The organism is Roseateles sp. GW821-FHT09G03 (genome assembly GCF_059416045.1).
The window spans coordinates 235,549-254,635 of sequence record NZ_JBWKOK010000001.1 but is presented as its reverse complement, the minus strand read 5'-3'; the positions used below and the strand labels follow the sequence as shown (position 1 = coordinate 254,635).

Sequence of the window (19,087 nt, the reverse complement as noted above, 5' to 3'; positions counted from 1 at the left end):
TAGCCACCAGTTTGTAATCTCCTTACAAGCCTAGGGTGCTGCTGGCGAACGAGTCGGCAGACCGTTGCTCAATAGCATCAAACCACTCACCAGCCATGGCCTCTTCGCGGGCGTCACGCAGCGACAGTGAGGCCCTCGCCGGTGTCCACAGCTTCATCGTCAGCAATCCGGGTGCCAGCAGGAGGCCCATGGGAGCGGGTGTGCTGCGCTCGGCGAGGTCGGCCGGATCGTAGGCGCGCGCCTGGACCACATGGTCATGCGTCTGGCGCCACTGGACGAAACGAGGATGGACGCGCCGCAGCGTCTCGTAGTCATGGCTCGCCAGCAGACGCAACTTGCGGTGGGGCAGCGCCCATCGATGCAGCGCGTCCAGCAAGCCGGACTCGGACAGCGGCCAGTCGGCGAAGTCCGGGTCCAGCCAGCACAACTCGCGTCCACCCTGCTCCGCCGCCAACTGCAGCGCTTGCCGCAGCATTTGCCGGACTTCCGCGGGGGATTCCACGAGTCCAGGCTGGAGGTCGGGGGCGGGGGTGATTTCCGGCGACATGTCGTGCTCCTGACGATGGCGTGGGCGATGCGGATCGGTCAGGCGGGCAGCACCCAGCCGTCCTCGGTCCATTGGTCCAGCAAGTCGCGTGCGCCGTCACTCAGCCTGGCAACCTCGGCCGCGGACAACGCACGGCAGTCCGCCATCCGGCGCATCAGCGTCGCATCGCGTCCGCCGGCCCGGAAGGATTGTCCGTTGATGAAGACATGCGCGGCGTCGTACATCATTCGCGAGCGGGCGCTCAGCCGTGCGCCCTGCCCCGGCGGCAATGCCTCGCCAGGTTCGAAGACGACGCGGGGCTTGGGTTCGGTCAGCGCCTCACCGAGCGCGCGCTCCAGCGCCAGCGGCTGCGAGGCGGCTCTGAGCACCGCTTCGCGGGCGAAGGCCGTCAAGGCGTCGGGAATGCGCCCTGGTTCGCCCGTGGCGGTCTGGCGGGGATCGACGTACATCCGGTCGCCACGCGGGGCCTCCTCGTCGTCCGTGAGACGCACGAGCAGTTCGTTGGCGAGCTCGCTTCGCCACGGCGAGCGGAATCCCACCGAGGCGGTCATGCAATCGCCGCCGACGGCCACGCCGTCGTGCGCCCAACCCGGCGGCAGGTAGAGCATGTCGCCGGGCTCGAGCACGAACTCCTGTTCGGGTTCGAAGTCCGCCAGCACCTTCAGCGGGACGTCCTCACGCAGCGCGCCGGTGGTCGACACGCCCAGGCGGCCGATGCGCCAGTGGCGTCGGCCGTTCACCTGGATCAGGAAGACGTCGTAGGAATCGAAGTGCGGGCCGACGCCGCCGCCCTCGCTGGCATACGACAGCATCAGGTCGTCCAGCCGGGCCTCAGGGACGAAGCGAAAGCGGCTCAGCAGCGCCTGGGCGGGCTCGACGTGCAGGTCCAGGCCTTGGACCAGCAGCGTCCATTGCGGCTTGCTCCAGGCGGGCAGCTTGGCGATCGGGCCCTGGCGCATCGTCCAGCGGTCGCCGTCCTGCTGCGACACGAGGCGGGATTCCACCTCGTCGCTGGCCGCCAGGCGGGCCAGGCCGGCGCGATCGATCGGCGGCACCACGCCGGGCAGCGCCTGGCGCACGAGCAGCGGCTGCTTCTGCCAGTGGCGCTTCATGAACTGGGCGGGACTCAGGCCGCCGAGCAGCGGCAGCTTCGCGTTGATGTCGATGCCGGAGGAACCGGCAGCGGCGGCCGCGGCCGGGGCGCGCTTCGGTGCGGCCGGTGGGGCCGGTGGGGCCGGCGGTGTCTGGGGGGACTTGGACTTGGAGCTCATGGGCGCGCATTGTCTGAGAGAATTGCACGATGCAAATCACTGCCCCCTGCGTCGTCTCCCTGACTTGGAGACTCGAGGACGCCCAAGGCCAATCCGTCGAGGTGCTGGACCCGCCGATGGAGTTCTTCTACGGTGGCCAGGACCTGTTCACGAAGGTCGAGGAAGCGCTGGCCGACAAGGTCGCCGGCGACGAGGTCAGCGTGGCGCTCGAGCCCGAGGACGCGTTCGGCGACTACGACAGCGCCCTCGTCTGCTTCGAGCCGCGCGAGGTCTTCCCCGAGAACGTCGACCCCGGCATGCAGTTCGAAGGGTTGCCCGAAGGCGCATCGACGCCGGACATGCCGGCCGACCGCATCTACACCGTGACCGAGGTCTATCCGGAGCACGTCGTCCTGGACGGCAACCATCCGCTGGCGGGTGTCGGCCTGCGCATCCACGTGACGGTGCACGACGTGCGCGAGGCCACCGAGGAAGAGTTGGAAGCCGGTTCGCTGGGCGATTCGGGTTTCACCGTTGCCACCGGCCTCACCGCCGGTCCGGGACCGGACGAGCCGATCCACTGAGTTCTTCCGAAGTCCGAATCCATGGAAGCCCCGCGATGCGGGGCTTTTTGCTGTCTAGTCGCCGAGCAGGCGCCATCGCGCCTCCAGCGAGGCGAGTTCCGGTTCGGCATGGGGATCGCCCGCTTCGGCCGCGAGGGCATACCAGCGCCGCGCGGACTCGGCGTCCGGTGGATCCTCACCGATGCCGAAGCCATATCCCCGAGCGACTTCGAGCCTGAAGTGCGGATCGGGCTGATGCGTGGCCAGGGCCATCATGTGCTTGAAGCGCATGCGCATCGCGTCCTGGACGGACTGGTCGCCGATCATCAGCTCATAGGCTTTCAGGAACTCGATCTGGGTGTCCCGGTCGTCGTCGCGGGCGATCGCTTCGGCTTCGGCGAGGAGTCGTCCGACCGTCGCGGGATCCTCGTCGCGACTGGCGCGCGACAGGGCCATCGCGACGAGCGCCCAGACCTGGCCCTCCTCGATGGCTTGACGGAGCAAGCGGTCGACGAGTTCCTCGTCGCCATTGACCGCCGCGTCCAGGTAGTCCATCCGATCGATCATGGCCCGCCTCGTCCTTCTTGTGCCCGCGGCCTCATTGCTGCACTCGCGCCCGGAGCGCCGCCGGCGTCATCGTCGTCACCGAGATGGCCCGGACGCCACCGATCGGGGAATGCAGAGACAGCATCATGTCGTCTCGCCAATATTCAAGGATCTCATCATTCATGCTGTGTGAGCGCCGCCATCCGCGGCTGTCGATGAACTCGACCATGAGGGTCTCCGGAGGCCGGCCCAGCGGCGTCGACAGCGCCACCCTCCCGAACCAGCGATGTTTCCCCGACCAGTCCACGGGCCCGCACTTCGCCAGGGGAGGCTGCGCGAGCTGCTCGCAGAGGAGGGACAACTCCCGTTCGATACGCTGTCGGGCTTCAGAACTGAACGTGCCGAGGGTCTCCCGGTTGCTGGCGGGCCCGGTGATGAAAACAAAAACGACGTAGGTCGCCAGCGCGATGGCGCCGAACACCTTCAAGTGGACCTTGATGCGCATCTCCCCGCTTCCTCAAGACAAAGATTCGTGGCGAGATCAACGGTCCCAGATCGCCCGCTGGAACTCCTCGCTGGATTCGAAGGCCAGGCTGGTCCTCTTGCCGCGAAATTCCGCCACGCGCCAGCGGTCGACCTCCAGCCAGACGAGGAGTTCATCCGTTCCGGATGGAGACTTGCAAGGCACCCAGACGCGGACGGACCAGTTGCCTGGAATGTCGTCGGCCAAGGCGGCCTTCAGGTCCTGACCAAACGCCAGGCCCGCCTGGCGGCTCAATGCCGCGGTGTCGAGCAGCGTCAGATCGACAACGAAAGGATCGAAGCGACTTGAACCGACGTCGTAGCTCTCCGGCGTCAAGTGATCCAGGCCATGCCGCACCAGGGTCACCACCGAGAGCCATTCAGCTTCATCACCCCAATCTTCATCCTCGTCCATCAGCGCTCCCATCTGGCGTTCACCGGCCCACAGATTCTCACGCCTGAGTCAGGCCTGACGAGCAGCCGTCCCGCAAGTTGCCGCCATCGTCGAAGAGACTGTCGAGTCGACCGAATTCCGCAGTGACGTAGGTGGCCAGATCACGCCACTCGGCAATGACACTCCCACTGCGCTCCAGTGCGAATACGCGCTTGTCACTTTCAAGACAGGCGATGAGAACACCATCCCACCGGTAGCCACCAAAGACCAGCGCCCTCTTGCCGAGCACGGTCCGCGCGGGCGCGTTGGCAGAAATCAATTCCAGCGGCTGCGAGGTCTTCCCGGGATCTTTCGTACGAATCCCAAAGAAGTTCAGGTGTCCGGAAAAGAAGCGCGCGCCGTTCAGCACCTGCAGCAGTTCCCGATAGACACTGGGGAAACTCCAGAATCCAGCGTCGGCAATGTCGGCGATCGCACTCGCAGGCAACCCCTCGGGTCGCCAGACACTGGCACCCAGATCCCTCCAGCATTCGTCGAGCGCCGATGACGGGAGCGGCGCATAGAGGACAGAGAACCACTTGTCCTCACCAGGAAACTGCGGCACGCGCTCGCCGAACATCAATGCGTTTCCAGCGGCCACTCGCGGCATTCCCTCGCGTCGCTCCAGCGCTTCAAGAATGAGTCGAAACGCATCTGAACGATTGCGTCCCGACTCAAGCAAGTCTTCATCCACCGATGGACTCCTAATTATGCGAACTGCGTGCACGCTACTTCGCCGTGGTCGCAATGAATGTCCGAACGCCTTCCCTGGGGACATGGATCGAGAGTTCCATGTCCCCCCGCTCGAAAGACACAACCTCCCCGGAGGTTGTGGAGTGAGTCCATCCGAGCTCCCCGAGCATCCGCTCGACATCGCTCCGCTCCGGCGCACCGTTGAAGCCCTCGAGTTCAATCTTGCCGAACCAGCGATGTTTCCCGTGCCAGGTCACTCCGCCGCAGCGAGCGATGCGTTGACGCTCGCTGGCTTCGCACGCCACCGCCAGCGTCTGCTCGATCTGCACTTTCGCTTCCGGACGGAAAATGCCAAGCGCTTCGCGATTGCGGATGGACATGCCCACCATCGCCGTCAGGGCCGCCAACACCAGAGCGACGTGGGCCGCGATCTTGAATTTGAGCTTCATCAACTCTCAACCCTCAACGTCCCCAGAACGCCTGCTCGAACTCTTCGGTGGAGTGAAGCGCAAGTCATCACTCTTCAACGTCTCGAAGCGCGCCGGACTTGACGTTGGTGAACGGAAAGTCATTGCACCAGCTTCTGAACGTTTCTCAAGAAGATCAGATCCTCGTCACGAAGTTGCAGGCCACGCTCGGCCACGACCGCAATCATTTGTCTTTCGGCCTTGGCTGCATGCTCGACGGCGTCGGTCACTCGTCCGAGAACGATCAGCGCCGCCGTGTAGGGCTCCAGCACGGTCAGGAATGGCCAGCGGGACTGCTCCACTGCCGCCACATAGGACGGGACGTCCACCACGGACGAGAGCAGCGCCTGCACCTCGGGCGTCGTCAGCACGTCGTCCACATGCTGCTGCGCAGTGCGAGCGATTTCAGCCTCATCGCCCGGATAGAAGCACCACCCAGTCCTTCGCCGCTCCGCCGGCACCATGTGATTGATGAGCGCATAGGCTGTGAACGACTCGTCCGCGACGGTGTGTCCCAAGGCGACTTCCTGTCGAAGGATCGCTTCAAGGCGGATGCCGATGCCTGCCTGAAAACAGAGGGCGTCCTTCTTGTTGTAGATCGCGACGAAGGAGATCACGTGATCAACGCCGTCGGCGACCCGGACGCTGGCCTGGACACTCGACGCGGCCTGATTGACCACCACAGTCCGGCCTCGCGCCTCGAGCGCTTGCGCCAGCGCCTGCAACGCGACTCTCCCAAAGCCTCGTGCCATTCAATTCTCTTTCCACTCGCGCAAGGACCGGGCTGATCCGTTCTTCGCTGCCATCTCTGCCCAGTAGCGTGCCTTGACCGGATCACACGGCGCGCCGTTGAGTCCTTCCAGGTAATGCAGCATCAACGATTCCTGGACGAAGAGGTTGCCGGCTTCGCCGACCTGCTCGAGATGAGCCAAAGATCGCTTCTGACGCGAAACAGGATCTCCCGCGCCAAGGCCGATCAAATATGCGGAGGACAAGGACACATGGCCATCCCAGTCGTCAGCTTGCAAACTGCGCTCCGCTCGTTCGATGCACTGTTCGCTCAACGCCGACTCGCCCGCGTCCAAATAGTGATCGGCGAGAGCAACGAGCGCGTCGATCGATCCAGCATCGGCGCACTCATTCATGTGGCGCAACGCTTTGGCCACATCGCCTTCCTGGAGCCAACGTCTCGCTTCTTCCTTGTCAAAGTCCATCGCTTGGAACCGATCAGAGGAGTCGCTCATCGAATCGCACCAGGCGGCAGACGATGACCATCGCCCCGTTTCGGAACTGCAGGTGATGGCGAAACCGCCCCTCTGAATCTTGAACAAGCTCATGAGCATCGAGGTCGTTCAATGCGGCCCAGTCACGATCCGAATGGAATTCCTCGACGTCGTTGTAAGAAAGCTCGAATATCCGATCGCCGTATCGTCCGACCAGCTCCAGCCGGATCGACTGCCGACGTGGGACATCGGCGATCACGGCCGGTTCGAAACGACGCCCGAGCGATGAAACGTAGGCATCGTGCAAGGTGTGGTCGCCGGTCATCAGCAGCCGTTCTTCGCTCAACAGATCGGCGAGATCCAGCGCCAAGCCCGGCCTCCACCTCTCCAGATACTGCTCATACGAACGGTAGTCCCAACCGTCCTCGTCAGAGTAGCTCATGTACTGCATCGTCGATTCCATCTACGGAGACCCGTCTGAAGCGCGCAGAGGCTCACTGTCGCGAACCAGCGATGCTTGTGCTCACGACACAGCGTTGCACGCCACGGTGCCGCATACAAACTGCTGAGAGGCGCCAGCCGGGAAACGATTTCAGAGCCTCAGCATCCAGTCCGGCAACAGGGCAACGAGGCCGAGCGCCAGGAGGAAGGCGCAACCCCATGCGAACCAGCGCTTCACCGATCTGACCGCGGCCTTCTCGGCTTCCCGCTCCCAAAGGTCCTCGATCAGGAAGGCAAAGGGGCCCATCAAGCCCATCTTGACGCGCGCCTTCAGGGGCAACTCCACATTCACCAATCGGATCATGTGATAGATCCCGAGGCAGATGCAGATGAAAGCCAGCGAAAAGAGGGTCATGACGACGAACCACATATCAGCGGAACTTTGCTTTCAACCAGTCGGCAAGACCACGCAAAGAAATCGTGCGCGTCTCCTGGGGCGCCGCGGAGACACCGATCTCGAACACCGACTTTCCTGCCTTGATGCTAGAGAAACTGCCATCCATGTTGGTGCTGTAACCCACATTCCAGAATCCACCAGCGGCGGAGTATTGCACTCCCATCGTTCCATTCAAGCTCCTCAGATCGCCACTCCAGATGGTGCCGTTCATGGAAGTTCCGAACTTGTAGGCCGAGAAACTCGCTTCGGCGGGCAAGGTGTATTCGGTCACCAGGCCAGCGTCGGTCGGCATGAATCCCTTGAAGCTCACGGCTGCCGACAGGCTTCCCGATCCCATGGGGCCGAGAGACACTTCTGGCCCGACACCCGCCGTCCAGGTCTGCTCCATCACCGACCCCCAATAGGAGGTGAAGAAACGCCGGAAGCTTTCCGCTCCCGACGACGGCGTTGTCTGGAACCCGGCGCATTCCATCTCCCGGCCCGCCACGCATCCTCCGCGCGACATCTGGTTGAACAGGTAGGCCAGGCCCGCCTGCCCGGCGCCGTTGACGAACTTGCCGCCGCCGATGACCGATACCGTTCCGCCGGCCACCATCGTCATGACGCCACGAGTCGACCAGTGCATGTCCAAGCCCTGGGTACCCTCGGAAACTCCTTTGGAGACGAACGCAGCCATGGCGCTGGGTCCACATTGCCCTCCGCTCACTGCGCCTTGAACACATCCCACCATGGCATGCGCCACCATGCGGCCAGGCACGTTCTTGACGCCATCGGCAATGCCATTGAATGCAGCAGCAAACAGCATCGACTGCGCCACTGACTCGAACGTCGCGCCGGGCGTCAACGCGGTCGCCACGCCAGCAGAAACCACCGCATTTCCGAGACCACCGGCGGCAAAGGTGGGGCCGACGGATCCCAGCCCGCTTTCCACCAGACCGCCCGCCTTCCCGGCGCCCGACAGGGCCGCCATCATCATGATCTGTCCCGCCATGCGCCAGTACTGGTTGCCCTCCTGAGCCAGCACGAAACCGACGATGAAGACCGGGACCTGCCACCACTCTCCCGTCGGATCGCGGTAGATCAGCGGGTTGTTCAGCACGTAGCTGTAGCGGTTGTAGCCCTGCAGCAGCGTCGGATCCTGAATCAGCGGATCCGCGCTGAGGAAGCGCCCCAGCAGCGGGTCGTAAATGCGCCCATTCATGTGCACCAACGCCAGCTCATCCAGGTGTTCGTGACCAGTGAACCCCCGATCGCCGTGCGCCGGGCTCTCCGTCAGCGCTGCCTCCGCGCCGGTGGGCGCCTGGCGCCGCCCCCACGGGTCGAACAGCGCACGCTCGATCACCTGACCGCTCGCGTCGCTGACCGCGACGATCGAGCCCAGCGCATCCTTGTGCCAGTAGCTCACCAGTCTGGGATCAGCCTGCACTGCACCGGCACCAGCGCCCTCGCCCAGCGTCTTCACGACTGCGACCACTTCCCCACCAACGCTCACGAAATGCCGGTGCTCCACGCGCCGGTTGGCACCTTCCATGACGTCCTCGCGCTCATAGCCTAGGCCGCCCGCGCTATCTGGATGCAACTGGAAGACGCGCCGCTGCAGCACCTCGGCCGAATAGAAGTCCTCGCGCAGCCGCTTGTGATCGCCGTCGTAGACGAAGGTGACCTTGTTGCTGCCGTAGCTCATGCTCGACGGCCGATTGAAGGCATTCCAGGTATTCGTGCGCCGCTGCACGCCCGTCACCGAAGCCAACTGCCCGTTGTCGTCATAGGAATAGTCGCTGCCCCCTGCGGACTTCACCGCGAACGGCTGCGGGGTGCCGGCCGCGTTGTAGCGATAGCCGCCAACGTCTTCCTTGCTCAGGATGCTACCCAGCGCGTTGTAGGTGACCGCCACATCGCGCGTCGCCGCCGCGTTGCTGGCCGAGCCCAAATGGTGATGCGTCAGTCGATTCAGCCGGTCGTACTGGAAGGTATCCAGTACACCCATGCGAGCTTCCATGCGGGTCTTGATGTTGCCGGCGACGTCGTACTCGTAGCGGTGGTCCAGCACATCGCCCCATCCGTCGCCGGTACCCGCACGCAGAAGGAAGGCCTTGCCCGAGACCACGTCCACGCTGTGGCTGGTCAGGATGCCATTGCCCAGGCGTGACTTCTGCAGGTTGCCGCGCGAGTTGAATACCGTCTCACGCGCGAGCCCGTCGATCTGCCAGAACACCCGTCCAGCGTTCGCCGCGTCGGCCACGCGCACCAGCGTACCGGGCACTGCGTCGGTGGATCCCGCGTATCCGTAGCTCAACGCAAAGCCGGTCGGGAAGCTTTGCGTAGCCACGCGGCCGAGACCGTCATAGCCCACGCCGGTCGTGAATGCTCGATCGCCACTGCTCAGCGTCGTCTGCGAGGCCCGAGCCAGCGTGTCATAGGCAATGCGCGTGTGCGCCACCTTCGGCACCGACGCGTTCGTCGGATCTCCGCCGGCGGCCACTTCGCACAGCCGGTTGTGTCCGGACGCGCACGAGAGCCCTGCCGCGTTGCGGTCGTAGTACCAGACCGTGTTCAGGTCGGGATTGCGCTTGGCCGTCATGCGCCCGAGTTCGTCGTACTCCAGCGATGTCGGCTGCCTCTTGGCGTCGATCTGCCGACGCAGTTGCCCCAGTCCGTCAAACTCGTAGTTCCAGGTGCCGACGCTCGGGTCGCTCATCTCGAGCTTGAAGCGCGCATGACCTGGCGAGTAGGTGATGGAAGTCTTGTTGCCCATCGCATCCACGATGCGCACCGGGTTGCCCACCGCGTCATAGGCGGTGTTCAGAGTCGCCCCATAGGCGTCGACCGTCTGGACCACCAGGCCTTGCGCGTCCTTGCGCGCAATCGTCTGCCTTGGGGCATTGTCCGGGGTCGAGGCGGCCGGGATCTCCGCGATCGATTCGAGCCCGCGAAAGATCGTCAGTTGATCGCGGAAGAACGGCTGCTCTCCGTCGACGTTGCGCCAGTAACCGCGCTGATGCACCGCGCGATGCATCAGGTCGAACGCCACCGTCCACTGTCGGTGGTACTCCGCGTCGCCCAGCGTGACGGTTCCCGAGGCATCGCGCCCATAGAAGTTGTTCCAGCCGGCCACGACCATGCCGAGCTCATCGTAGGCGGTCAGTTCCATGACCCACCGGCCGCTGAAATGCCGGATCTCTTTCGCAACCACACGATGCAGGCTGTCGTAATGCACGCGGGAGGGCGGACCAGCCGCCTCGCCTGACGGGCCGTACGACTGCGTCTCGATGTAGTAGGCGGAAACGATGGTCGGCGCCACGTGGCTCACTGGCTCACCGTTGCCATCGGTGTTCAGTCGCGAGCGGTAGTCCACCGGGATCGAAGGCAGCGAGCGGATATCCAGGCATGCGCCCAGTTCACCCGGCTGCGCCGTCTTCATCGGCCCGAGGCAATAGACGCGGCGCGTGTCCGCGTACCCGTCGACGCTGGCGCCCGAGCCATCACGACTCACTGGCGTGTACTGACGCCTCACACGACCGAAGCCGTCGTACTCGATCCTCGTCGTCAACTGGCGGCCGGCATCGGCCTCGATGGTCTTGTCCAACGGCTGGCCGGATCCCGGGTCGATGCGATTGGACGCGCGGCTCATCGCCAGTGCCGGGTTCGTGTCCAGTCCCGGCTTGCCCACCCGCAACGCAGTGACGAACGCGCCTTCGGCGTGTCCGTTCTGCGCCGCATACACGTACTGCGTCGCACGCGGCACGAAGTTGGCACCGGATGGGCTGCACGAGCTGGTCGTTGTCAGCTTGCGGTTGCCGTAGGCATCGAGCACGTGCTCGGTGAGGACGCAGTCGTTCGAACCGGGCTCGACCGTTTCCTTGATCACCTGCCCGGTGACCGGGTGGTACTCGTAGGCGACAGTGCGCGTCACCTGACTCTGCGCCAGCACGGTGGACATCGACCAAGCCGTCAGCATCGCGGCGACCATGCGCAGCACACCGCGCAGGACTCGGGTCTTGAGCATCGGGAAATCCTTGCGGCTCATGTCAGTCCTCCAGCAGCAGTTGGAGGATCGCCGACAGCACTGCCGGCGAGATCTGGTTCGGCGGCGGCGTCTGGCCCTTGGGCGGCATCGTCGACATCACCTCGGCCGCGTGAGGCGAGGTGCCCACATTCGGTACGCCATGCATCTGGAGTTGTTGTTCCGGCGTCGGTGCCACGCTGGTCACCGTGCTGCGCGTCAGGCGGCCCAGCATCCATGCGTCGACGTTGTCTTGATAGGAGTTGACTGTCGACTTGCGCCAGTTCAGACCGGTACCGGCACCTTCGAGAATCATGGTGTCCTGCACCACCTCGGTGACGTTGCCGTAAGCATCCATCTGCGTGCGCACAGTCTGTTGCGGCAGCCGAATGCGCGACCTGCCGTCGAGGTCCCATTTGTCCGTCGTCGTCGTCGTGGCAAGGCGCACCCGTGGATTCGCCGGCACCGTATCGCCCAGTCGGTTGACCGTGACCTGGGTCAGCAGGAAGTCAGCCGAGTTCAGGTCACCGCCGCTCGCGGTGGACGCGATCGTGTTCAGGATGTGCCCCAACGCCGTGCCGAGTTCGCTCCCGGGCACGTTACCCGGCTTGCTGCCCGTCATTGCGAAGCGCCGCTGGATGCGCAACTGGCCGACCTCCCGGTAGTCGCCCTTGGTCGAGCCGTCGACGTCGTCGTTGCCGCTCGTACCCGGGCCGGTCCCGTTCCGATTGCCCAGTCCTTGGAAGTAGATCAGATGCTCGATCGCATTGCTGCCCTCGGTCAGCATCCAGCGCTCCGAGAATCCCTGCGAGCCCAGCAGCGGGCTGTAGCGCAGGTCCTTGTAGTAGTAGCGGGCATTGCCGGTCAGCCGCTGGTTCGTGCCCTCGCGCCAGGCGCGCGTCTCGAAGACCACCTGCTGCTTGGGCTGCAGGATCAGCGAGCCGTTCTTGCTGTTCACCGCGCTGGCCTCGCCGTAGCCGCTGCGGTAGTACACGCGGTTGGTCGTCATCGACGTGTAGCCGATGCGCGTCTCCGCGCCGACGCCGTCGCCGAAGCGCGTCATCAGCGGCGACTCCGGCAGGCGCTGCTCGGGGAAGCCCGCCATCACGCCGTAGATGTCGCGGGTCTGGTTCCAGCAGCCGTTCTCGTTGCAGGTCTCGGTGCCGGGAATCTCTTCGGTCCGCATCGTGATGCGGCAGAAGGTCGACACCCCGCTCCCGAACATGTCGCAGAAGCCGCGTCCGCCGTCGGGGATGCCGAAATTGACCCAATGCAGCTGGACATCGGAGCTGGCGAAGATCGTCGAGTCGCCCGAGGTCAGCCGGCAGACCATCGAGTTGGTCGAGTTCTGCCACGGCGTCGCATGCGGATCGCCGCCACCGACGGCGCGGCAGTAGTCCGGGTTGCCGTCGCCGTTGACGTCGATCCACCAGCGCGCGAACCAGCCGGTGTCGGTGGGCTCGGTCATCGAGTCCGAGCCGGAGCCCAGCCAGCCGCTGCCCGTCGAGAGCCGGCAGGCCACGCGCCGGACATTGGAGTTGTTGGTCGGCCGGCAGTAGTCGATCTTGCCGTCGCCGTTGATGTCGATGAACGCGGAACCGGCTTCCTCGTTGCCAGGCCCCAGGTCGGTCGAGCGCGACTCGCCGCCGGTGAAGGGACCGTCCTTCGTCCCGAGCAGGCAGCGGATCGCGTTGTTGTTGACGAAGCAGTAGTCCTGGTAGCCGTCGCCGTTGACGTCATGGAAGCCGCCTTTGCGCAGGGTGTCCTTGCTGACGTCGGAGAGCGCCACCTTGCCCCAGTTGGGCAGCAGCGTGAAGCCGCCGGTGCTGGCCTGCGTGCATTCGATGCGGCTGTTGCTGCCGCCGCCGGTCATCAGCACGCAGTAGTCCGTGCGGCCGTCACCGTTGAGATCGGCGAAGATGAAATCGCCGCGCTCGGTCGGACCCATCGGATTCAGGCGGACCACATATCGCATGTGGCTGGGACCGACGGGAAAGTCGACTGTCGCGCGAAAGTCCGTCCCCAGCCGGCATTCGACGCCCAGGCGCGCACCGCCGTCGCGCTCCGAAACCTTGCACAGGTCGACCTTGCCGTCGCCGTTCTGGTCGACCCAGCGGAGCGACTCCGGATCGGTCCAGCCGATCTCGCCGAAGCTCACGGGCGAAGTCTCCAGCGCGGTCCCGTTCGACAGATAGCAGTCCAGCCGCGTGTTGCCGACCAGAAAGCACAGGTCGTCGCGGCCATCGTTGTTGATGTCGACCCAGTAGCGGCCCTCCTTCGGGCCGGGATCGACGAAGCCCTCGCGGGCATAGGACTGCGCACCCTGCGCCTGCGCGCCCGGCGCGGACAGACCCAGTGCCAGGCCCAGCACCAGCTGGAGCAGGCCCAGCACCATGAACGGCGAGAGGCGTTGAAGGAATCCGGAAGCGATGACCATGGCGATGCTCGTGGACGCGGATGTGGACGTGGACGCGCGAGGGCGGAACGGAAGGACGCAGGCGTGCGACATGGGCGACCTCACGGGCACAGCAGCCGGCGGCCGGTGCGCGGATCGATGCCGCAGTCGGTGCCGCCGATCGGCGGATTCACGACCCCGCCCTCCCCCGCGACCTGCGTCGTCGCCTGTCCCCACACCAGGTCCGCGGTGTGGTTGAACTGCAGCGGCGGCAGCCGCGTGCCGTCGCGGCCGATCTCCTGGATGCTGGCGAGACGGCTCGTGCGCGTGGCCCGCACCGGCGTGCTGCCGTTGGTGAGCGCCTCGTAGGTCAGTTCGTAGGTGCGCACCCGCGTGCCGCGTTCGGCGACCGACGGGCCGGAGAAGCCGGTGTAGGTCTGCAGCGACTTCAGCCGCTGCCCCTGCTCCTGACGCGAACCGGCGTGATAGCTCAGCAGCCGGTCCCGACGCGCTTCGTAGGTCAGGAGCACCGCCGAATTGCCGGGCGCGCCCGGCCGGTTGGTGTAGCGCACGTAGTGCAGCAGGTGCGAGCCCGCCCACATCGACTGCGTCGACTCGGTGCACCGGGCGCCGTCCTCAAGGATCTCGCCGGCGCAGTAGACGAAGTCCACGCTGTTGCCGTTGCGATCCTCGATCCGGCGCAGCATCCAGCGGACCGCGAACTGCGTCGACGCCAGGCCGGATCCGATGTTGCTGCGCACGATGGCATTCGCCTCGCCGCCGAAATGCATGATCAGTCCGGACTTGCTTTCCACCGTCCAGCTCTGCGGCGCGTTGCTGCCGACCGGATAGGTCCCGACGGCGCGCACGCGGGAGAAGCTGTCGCGCTCGGTGCGGTATTCCGTGCCCGCCAGGCCGTAGGTGGCATCGCTGCTGCTGCCGCTGACCAGCAGCAGGCGCTGGCCGTCCAGGCAGTAGCGGTCGCCCACGCCGAAGGTGACCGCGCCGCGTTCACCGTCGTGCAGATCCGTCTTCGGGCAACGCGTCACCGCCGACGGCCCCGTCAGCATCCAGCCCAGGCCGACCATGCCGTTGCCCTGCTGGCTGCCGTAGGAGAGGCTCAGTTGAGGCTCCATCCCCGCAATGCCCGGCACGACCTTGATCGGCACGTTGATGCTGGCGGCACCGCTCGCGTTGACGGAGAACTCGTGGGGCGTCGTCATCTCGGCCCGCGCGCCGGGGCTGATGGCCGCCAGCGCCAGCGCGACCGCCGCCGCCGTGGTCGCGCGTCCGGACAAGCGCCGCATCCCCTCCGGGAACGGGCTCAACATGTTGTGGAGATTCAATCGCATCGTGTGTCTTCCGCCTCGTGCCGCGTCCAGGGCCGGACAGGCACGGGCTGACCCGATGCGGATCGACCGCGAGCGGTCGATCGCAGCAAGCTGCGCGTTTCCTCCCTCCCCTGACGCGGCGTTGCGCCGCGTGTCAGGTCTTGCCGCGCGTGTTCGCGTCTGCTGACAGGACCTTTGGGCGCGCAGTATACAAACGACTTAACGCTTGTTTAACGATAAATCAACACCAAGCAAACCACCTCTCCGGTGACGGGAGACGGCCCTTCAAACGTCGCGGGCGCAGAGCCGCCGATACAGGTCGAAGACCTTCGCCTCCAGCTCGGCCGGACTGCAGCAGACGCGTGCGCCGATCAGCCGCGCGCGGTAGTTGTGGATCTGCTCCCGCACGGCGTGCGACCAGCTCTGGGTGCTCGGCGTCAGGTCGAAGGTGCTGCTGCGCAGCACGTGCAACCAGCCGGTCAGCACCGGCTCCGGCAGAGCCGCCAGTGTCTCGGTGAGGGTCTCCGGCGCTTGCGCACGACCGGCATGCAGACGGTGCAGCATCAGCAGCCGGATCACCAGCGCCGGATCCGAGGCCGCGGTCATGGCCAGCGCCTCATGCGGCGCGCCATGCCGCACCAGTCGGAACAGGCGCCCCAGCACATCCAGATCGCAACTCGGCAGCGATCGCGGCGACTCCTCCTGCGGCGCCATCAGCAGGTCGCCCTGGAAGTAGCGCACGCCCAGCGCCTTGAGGCGCAGGTAGTCCCCCGGCTCGGTCATCCGGTCCGCGATCAGCGTCGCGCCGGCCTGGCGCGCCAGCTCCTGGACCGCCGCCCAGGCACTCACCGGCGCGAGCGACACATCCAGCTTCACGAACGAGACCATCGGCAGCCAGACGGTCCGCGGATCGTCCGGCGTCACCACGCCCGCCAGCGCGAAGCGGTAGCCGCGCGCATGCAGTTGGGCAATGCGGCGGGTCAGCGATTCCTGGACGGGCACGCCAACGGGCAGTTGGATGGCGCCGAGCGAGCCGCACAGGACATCGGCGATCGGACTGAGCAGCGTCGCCGCGTCCATGTCGACGAACAGGCAACCGGGACGGCGATGCGCCAGGCCGCCGTCCAGCAAGGCCTGGCTCAGCAGCAGGCTGGTCGCGTAGGCGCTGGGCGGCGGCGTGCGGCGCGAGCCGGCGTTCCAGCGGAAGCACAGTTCCTGACCCATCGGCTCGACGGAGCCGTCGATGATGGGCTGGCGTGCGAAACGGGAGTGCGCCGGTTCGGGTTGGATCAGCAGCCGGGTCACCGTAACGCCGCTGCGGGAGGGTCGGGAGGATGGCATGAGCATGGAAAGCGTCGACAGACCCGGATGCCCGGGCGGGACATCAGTATTTCCAGGAACGGCTCAACGTTCGATGGCTCAGCTCAGTGGCAATGCAGCGGTTTCCGACTGGGAACAGTCGTCGACCGACTCGTTTGCTGAGTCCTGAACCGGCAAAGCCGTCAACGGAAGGCTCAAGGAGGTACGCGCGCCCTGCGGCGTGCGCTCGAAATGGAAGACGGCGCCGATGCGTTCGGCGCGGCGTCGCAGGCCTTGCAGGCCGGTTCCTCCCGCCAGCGGCGACTCGTCGCCGGACGCGTCGGCCCGGGCATCACGCTGCGCCGCCCCGGACTGGCCGTTGTCCTCGATCTGGACTTCCAGCCGATCTCCCTGCGGCACCGTCATGCGGATCGAGAGCCGGCTCGCCTGGGCGTACTTGATGGTGTTGGCGACGGACTCCTCGACGATGCGCATCACCTGCTTGGAGAGATCCGCCAGCAGCACGATCTCGGGTCCTTCGGGAATGTCGTACTCGATCTGGAAGTCAGCCCGGGTGAGCGATTCGTCGAGGTTGCTGCAGTAGGTGAACAGGATGTCGTGGAGGGTCCGCTGCTCGTGGACCTCGGTCACCGAAATGATCTCGCGCAGGTCCTTCAAGGCGTCCATCAGCCCGCGCTCGAGACGGTCATGGTCGATGTCGCGGTCGCGCACGCTGAACAGCGTCGTGACCAGCTTGGAACCGATGCCGTCGTGCAGGTCGCGATAGATCCGGTCCCGCTCGGCCTGGGCGGCGGTCTCGGCCTCCATCTCGCGCTGACGGTTGTAGCTGATCAGCAGCTCCCGTTCGCGCTGCTGCAGCGTGTCCGTGAGAATGCGGTTGTTGTCGCGCACGCGCTTCACGTTCGTCTGGAACTTCGTCAACAGGATCTGCGCGACGACGAACAGCAGCAGCGGCACGCTCAGGTGGCTCAGGAAGATCGGCGTCACCAACAGGTGCGAGAGCGACCAGCCCGCGTCGGGCATCGGGAAGGACACCAGCTGCCGCACCGCGTTGTGGTCGCGCAGCGCGAAGACCTGCGCCAGCACGGACTGGAACAGCAGCGACATGGCCGTGCGAGACCGCGTCCGCGCCACGTGCAGGGCCAGGCGCGAGCAGGCGTAGAGATGGAACACCAAGAGCACGGGCAACCAGTAGGCGTCGAGCCACTCGCGCCCGCGCGCATCCAGCAACGGGTAGGTGACCGCCGCGAAGGCCGCCGCGCCGAACAGGGCCAGGCTCCCGCTCCGGCCCAGGGGCTCGTCGACGAAGGCGAAGATGAACAGCGTCAGCACCACCACGACGCCGCCGATGCAGGCGTACTGGGCCCAGAGCCAGAGCGGCACCATCGCGGCGGGGACGTAGGGCAGCAGCACCAGCGAGAACAGCACCGACCACAGCACCGTCGTCGCGCCCGCATGCAGGAACACGGCGCCCTCCCGCCGGTTCGCCAGCCAGGCGCCCAGCATGAACATGCCCGCCAGCAGGCAGAAGACGTTGGATGCATTGGCCAGCGACGTCCCGACGAACAAGGTCAGTTCGCTGATGTAGGAGATGGTGTCGAGGTCCCCGATGTAGATCGGCGCGATGTGGATCTGCCGGTCCCAGGTCGTGAGCTCGACGGTCAGCACGTTGCCTTCGGGCCGCACGAGGCTGCGCGCCAGCGGCACCTGCAAGGGGCGGTACCACTTGTAGCGCGCGTCGGCGGTCGATTTCGGCAGCCCGGCGACCCAGACACCGTTGAGGTAGACGTCCATGCCATCCAGGGCCTGGCTGATCAGCAGGCTGGTGCCGGGGATCCGCGACTCCCCCCGGAAGGGCGTGCCCGCCCGGGACTCGCAGCACGGCGCCGGGCGGGAGAGATAGCGGTCCAGATCGATCCGGAATCTCGCCCGCTTCAAGCCGACGGACTGGCTGACGTCGTGGAAGTACGGGAGGGCGAAGCCCCCCTCGTGGGCAAGGACTGGCCCCCCTTCCAGGCGGGGAACCTCCGGGCCCGCATCGCGCGAACCGGCGGAGGCCTCGACGATCTCCAGGTCCTGGGCCCCCTCGACGCGGTAGACCCGCGTCGCCAGGCTGCTGGTCGCCACGACCAGCAGGGCCAGGATGAAGAAGGTCAGCCAGAAGAACACCGTCTTCAGCGAACTCCGCCTCGGACTACTCATCGATGAGCCCGTGCAACCGCGCGGCATTGGCCGCCATGGCCCGCGACTTCACACCGAGCTTGCGGTAGACGCTGCGCAGGTGCTGGTTGACGGTGTGATGCGAGATGCTCAGCCGGCGCCCGATCTCGACGATGGGCAGGCCGTCGACCAGATGCCGCAGGACCTCCCATTCCCGCTCGCCCAGCCCGAGGTCGCGCAGCACCTTCTGCCGGTCGACATGCGGCCGCACGTTGTTCTCGAGCATCGTGATCCGCTCGACGACCAGTTGCGCGACCGCCGGGCTCAGCGGTGCCTGCCCGTTGTGCGCGCTGACCAGCTTGTCCACCATCGACGGCTGGATCTCCTCCTTGAGCAGGTAGCCGCTGGCCCCCGCCCGCAGGCTGCGCATCACATGCTTGCTGTCGCCGAAGGTGCTGACGACGACGCTGCGCGACTCGGGGCACTTGTCCTGGATCAGCCGGATCAGTTCGACACCGTCGACGTCCGGCAGCCCCAGGTCGACGATGTAGAGGTCCGCACGGTTGGCGAGGATCGCCGCCACCGCCTCTCCACGATTCTTGGCAATGCCCACGACCTCGCAAAAACTGCTGTTCGAAATCACGTCCACCAACCTCTTCATGACGGTGGGGTCGTCTTCGATGATCACGACGGCGATACTCATTCATTGGCTCCTTCTCACTCGTTATCCCATTGC

General features: G+C 65.6%; 18 protein-coding genes. 1 reads left to right on the top strand and 17 read right to left on the bottom strand.

Annotated elements, in window-relative coordinates; translation table 11 throughout:
* Positions 1-22 precede the first annotated feature (22 nt).
* Both AC07OZ_RS01045 and AC07OZ_RS01040 read right to left on the bottom strand, forming a co-directional pair.
* Positions 23-547, bottom strand: a complete 525-nt coding sequence (locus tag AC07OZ_RS01045) for a hypothetical protein (RefSeq protein WP_495465329.1) — start codon at positions 545-547, stop codon at positions 23-25.
* A gap of 38 nt (positions 548-585) precedes the next feature.
* On the bottom strand, positions 586-1,713 hold the full coding sequence (locus AC07OZ_RS01040; protein ID WP_495466468.1) for a cupin domain-containing protein: 1,128 nt from the start codon (positions 1,711-1,713) through the stop codon (positions 586-588).
* 134 nt (positions 1,714-1,847) lie between these two features.
* On the opposite strand from AC07OZ_RS01040, the gene AC07OZ_RS01035 reads away from it, so the two are divergent.
* On the top strand, positions 1,848-2,381 hold the full coding sequence (locus AC07OZ_RS01035; RefSeq protein WP_495465328.1) for an FKBP-type peptidyl-prolyl cis-trans isomerase: 534 nt from the start codon (positions 1,848-1,850) through the stop codon (positions 2,379-2,381).
* A 54-nt stretch (positions 2,382-2,435) separates the two neighbouring features.
* On the opposite strand, the gene AC07OZ_RS01030 is transcribed toward AC07OZ_RS01035, so the two are convergent.
* The 15 genes from AC07OZ_RS01030 to AC07OZ_RS00960 all read right to left on the bottom strand — a co-directional run bounded on the left by AC07OZ_RS01030 (position 2,436) and on the right by AC07OZ_RS00960 (position 19,054).
* Positions 2,436-2,927 (bottom strand): hypothetical protein, encoded by a 492-nt coding sequence (locus tag AC07OZ_RS01030; RefSeq protein WP_495465327.1) that lies wholly within the window; start codon positions 2,925-2,927, stop codon positions 2,436-2,438.
* A gap of 31 nt (positions 2,928-2,958) precedes the next feature.
* Positions 2,959-3,411, bottom strand: a complete 453-nt coding sequence (locus tag AC07OZ_RS01025; protein WP_495465326.1) for a hypothetical protein — start codon at positions 3,409-3,411, stop codon at positions 2,959-2,961.
* Positions 3,412-3,447: 36 nt separating this feature from the next.
* The gene (locus tag AC07OZ_RS01020) at positions 3,448-3,843 is read right to left on the bottom strand and encodes a hypothetical protein (protein ID WP_495465325.1); all 396 of its coding nucleotides are present in this window, start codon (positions 3,841-3,843) and stop codon (positions 3,448-3,450) included.
* Positions 3,844-3,880: 37 nt separating this feature from the next.
* Positions 3,881-4,555, bottom strand: coding sequence for a hypothetical protein (locus AC07OZ_RS01015; RefSeq protein ID WP_495465324.1), 675 nt, complete (start codon positions 4,553-4,555; stop codon positions 3,881-3,883).
* A 34-nt stretch (positions 4,556-4,589) separates the two neighbouring features.
* A complete protein-coding gene (locus AC07OZ_RS01010; RefSeq protein ID WP_495465323.1) occupies positions 4,590-5,003 on the bottom strand; it encodes a hypothetical protein in 414 nt (137 codons plus the stop codon).
* A gap of 119 nt (positions 5,004-5,122) precedes the next feature.
* A complete protein-coding gene (locus AC07OZ_RS01005) occupies positions 5,123-5,773 on the bottom strand; it encodes a hypothetical protein (RefSeq protein WP_495465322.1) in 651 nt (216 codons plus the stop codon).
* Complete coding sequence (locus AC07OZ_RS01000) at positions 5,774-6,265, bottom strand: SEL1-like repeat protein (RefSeq protein WP_495465321.1); 492 nt, start codon at positions 6,263-6,265, stop codon at positions 5,774-5,776. It abuts the gene before it with no gap.
* Complete coding sequence (locus AC07OZ_RS00995) at positions 6,249-6,686, bottom strand: hypothetical protein (RefSeq protein ID WP_495465320.1); 438 nt, start codon at positions 6,684-6,686, stop codon at positions 6,249-6,251. The genes AC07OZ_RS01000 and AC07OZ_RS00995 overlap by 17 nt, the downstream gene beginning before the upstream one ends.
* 150 nt (positions 6,687-6,836) lie before the next feature.
* Positions 6,837-7,115 carry a hypothetical protein gene (locus AC07OZ_RS00990; RefSeq protein WP_495465319.1) on the bottom strand — a complete coding sequence of 93 codons (279 nt, stop codon included), beginning with the start codon at positions 7,113-7,115 and terminating at the stop codon, positions 6,837-6,839.
* Position 7,116: 1 nt separating this feature from the next.
* Positions 7,117-11,169, bottom strand: a complete 4,053-nt coding sequence (locus AC07OZ_RS00985; RefSeq protein ID WP_495465318.1) for an RHS repeat-associated core domain-containing protein — start codon at positions 11,167-11,169, stop codon at positions 7,117-7,119.
* A 1-nt stretch (position 11,170) separates the two neighbouring features.
* Entirely contained in the window at positions 11,171-13,582 is a 2,412-nt protein-coding gene (locus AC07OZ_RS00980) for an FG-GAP repeat domain-containing protein (protein ID WP_495465317.1), read from the bottom strand.
* Positions 13,583-13,662: 80 nt separating this feature from the next.
* Entirely contained in the window at positions 13,663-14,892 is a 1,230-nt protein-coding gene (locus AC07OZ_RS00975) for a SpvB/TcaC N-terminal domain-containing protein (protein WP_495465316.1), read from the bottom strand.
* Positions 14,893-15,156: 264 nt separating this feature from the next.
* Entirely contained in the window at positions 15,157-16,212 is a 1,056-nt protein-coding gene (locus tag AC07OZ_RS00970; RefSeq protein ID WP_495465315.1) for a YuxH family protein, read from the bottom strand.
* A 78-nt stretch (positions 16,213-16,290) separates the two neighbouring features.
* The gene (locus AC07OZ_RS00965; RefSeq protein WP_495465314.1) at positions 16,291-18,393 is read right to left on the bottom strand and encodes a sensor histidine kinase; all 2,103 of its coding nucleotides are present in this window, start codon (positions 18,391-18,393) and stop codon (positions 16,291-16,293) included.
* Entirely contained in the window at positions 18,386-19,054 is a 669-nt protein-coding gene (locus tag AC07OZ_RS00960; RefSeq protein WP_067273685.1) for a response regulator, read from the bottom strand. The genes AC07OZ_RS00965 and AC07OZ_RS00960 overlap by 8 nt, the downstream gene beginning before the upstream one ends.
* Between the last annotated feature and the right edge of the window lie 33 nt (positions 19,055-19,087).

What these genes read in the sequence shown, in the direction of transcription:
- AC07OZ_RS00975 (WP_495465316.1), bottom strand. Translation starts at nt 14,892, where the DNA reads ATGCGATTGAATCTCCACAACATGTTGAGCCCGTTCCCGGAGGGGATG.
- AC07OZ_RS01005 (WP_495465322.1), bottom strand. Translation starts at nt 5,773, where the DNA reads ATGGCACGAGGCTTTGGGAGAGTCGCGTTGCAGGCGCTGGCGCAAGCG.
- AC07OZ_RS01045 (WP_495465329.1), bottom strand. Translation starts at nt 547, where the DNA reads ATGTCGCCGGAAATCACCCCCGCCCCCGACCTCCAGCCTGGACTCGTG.
- AC07OZ_RS00985 (WP_495465318.1), bottom strand. Translation starts at nt 11,169, where the DNA reads ATGAGCCGCAAGGATTTCCCGATGCTCAAGACCCGAGTCCTGCGCGGT.
- AC07OZ_RS01030 (WP_495465327.1), bottom strand. Translation starts at nt 2,927, where the DNA reads ATGATCGATCGGATGGACTACCTGGACGCGGCGGTCAATGGCGACGAG.
- AC07OZ_RS00980 (WP_495465317.1), bottom strand. Translation starts at nt 13,582, where the DNA reads ATGGTCATCGCTTCCGGATTCCTTCAACGCCTCTCGCCGTTCATGGTG.
- AC07OZ_RS01035 (WP_495465328.1), top strand. Translation starts at nt 1,848, where the DNA reads ATGCAAATCACTGCCCCCTGCGTCGTCTCCCTGACTTGGAGACTCGAG.
- AC07OZ_RS00965 (WP_495465314.1), bottom strand. Translation starts at nt 18,393, where the DNA reads ATGAGTAGTCCGAGGCGGAGTTCGCTGAAGACGGTGTTCTTCTGGCTG.
- AC07OZ_RS01010 (WP_495465323.1), bottom strand. Translation starts at nt 5,003, where the DNA reads ATGAAGCTCAAATTCAAGATCGCGGCCCACGTCGCTCTGGTGTTGGCG.
- AC07OZ_RS00960 (WP_067273685.1), bottom strand. Translation starts at nt 19,054, where the DNA reads ATGAGTATCGCCGTCGTGATCATCGAAGACGACCCCACCGTCATGAAG.
- AC07OZ_RS01025 (WP_495465326.1), bottom strand. Translation starts at nt 3,411, where the DNA reads ATGCGCATCAAGGTCCACTTGAAGGTGTTCGGCGCCATCGCGCTGGCG.
- AC07OZ_RS01020 (WP_495465325.1), bottom strand. Translation starts at nt 3,843, where the DNA reads ATGGACGAGGATGAAGATTGGGGTGATGAAGCTGAATGGCTCTCGGTG.
- AC07OZ_RS01000 (WP_495465321.1), bottom strand. Translation starts at nt 6,265, where the DNA reads ATGAGCGACTCCTCTGATCGGTTCCAAGCGATGGACTTTGACAAGGAA.
- AC07OZ_RS00995 (WP_495465320.1), bottom strand. Translation starts at nt 6,686, where the DNA reads ATGAGCTACTCTGACGAGGACGGTTGGGACTACCGTTCGTATGAGCAG.
- AC07OZ_RS00990 (WP_495465319.1), bottom strand. Translation starts at nt 7,115, where the DNA reads ATGTGGTTCGTCGTCATGACCCTCTTTTCGCTGGCTTTCATCTGCATC.
- AC07OZ_RS00970 (WP_495465315.1), bottom strand. Translation starts at nt 16,212, where the DNA reads ATGCCATCCTCCCGACCCTCCCGCAGCGGCGTTACGGTGACCCGGCTG.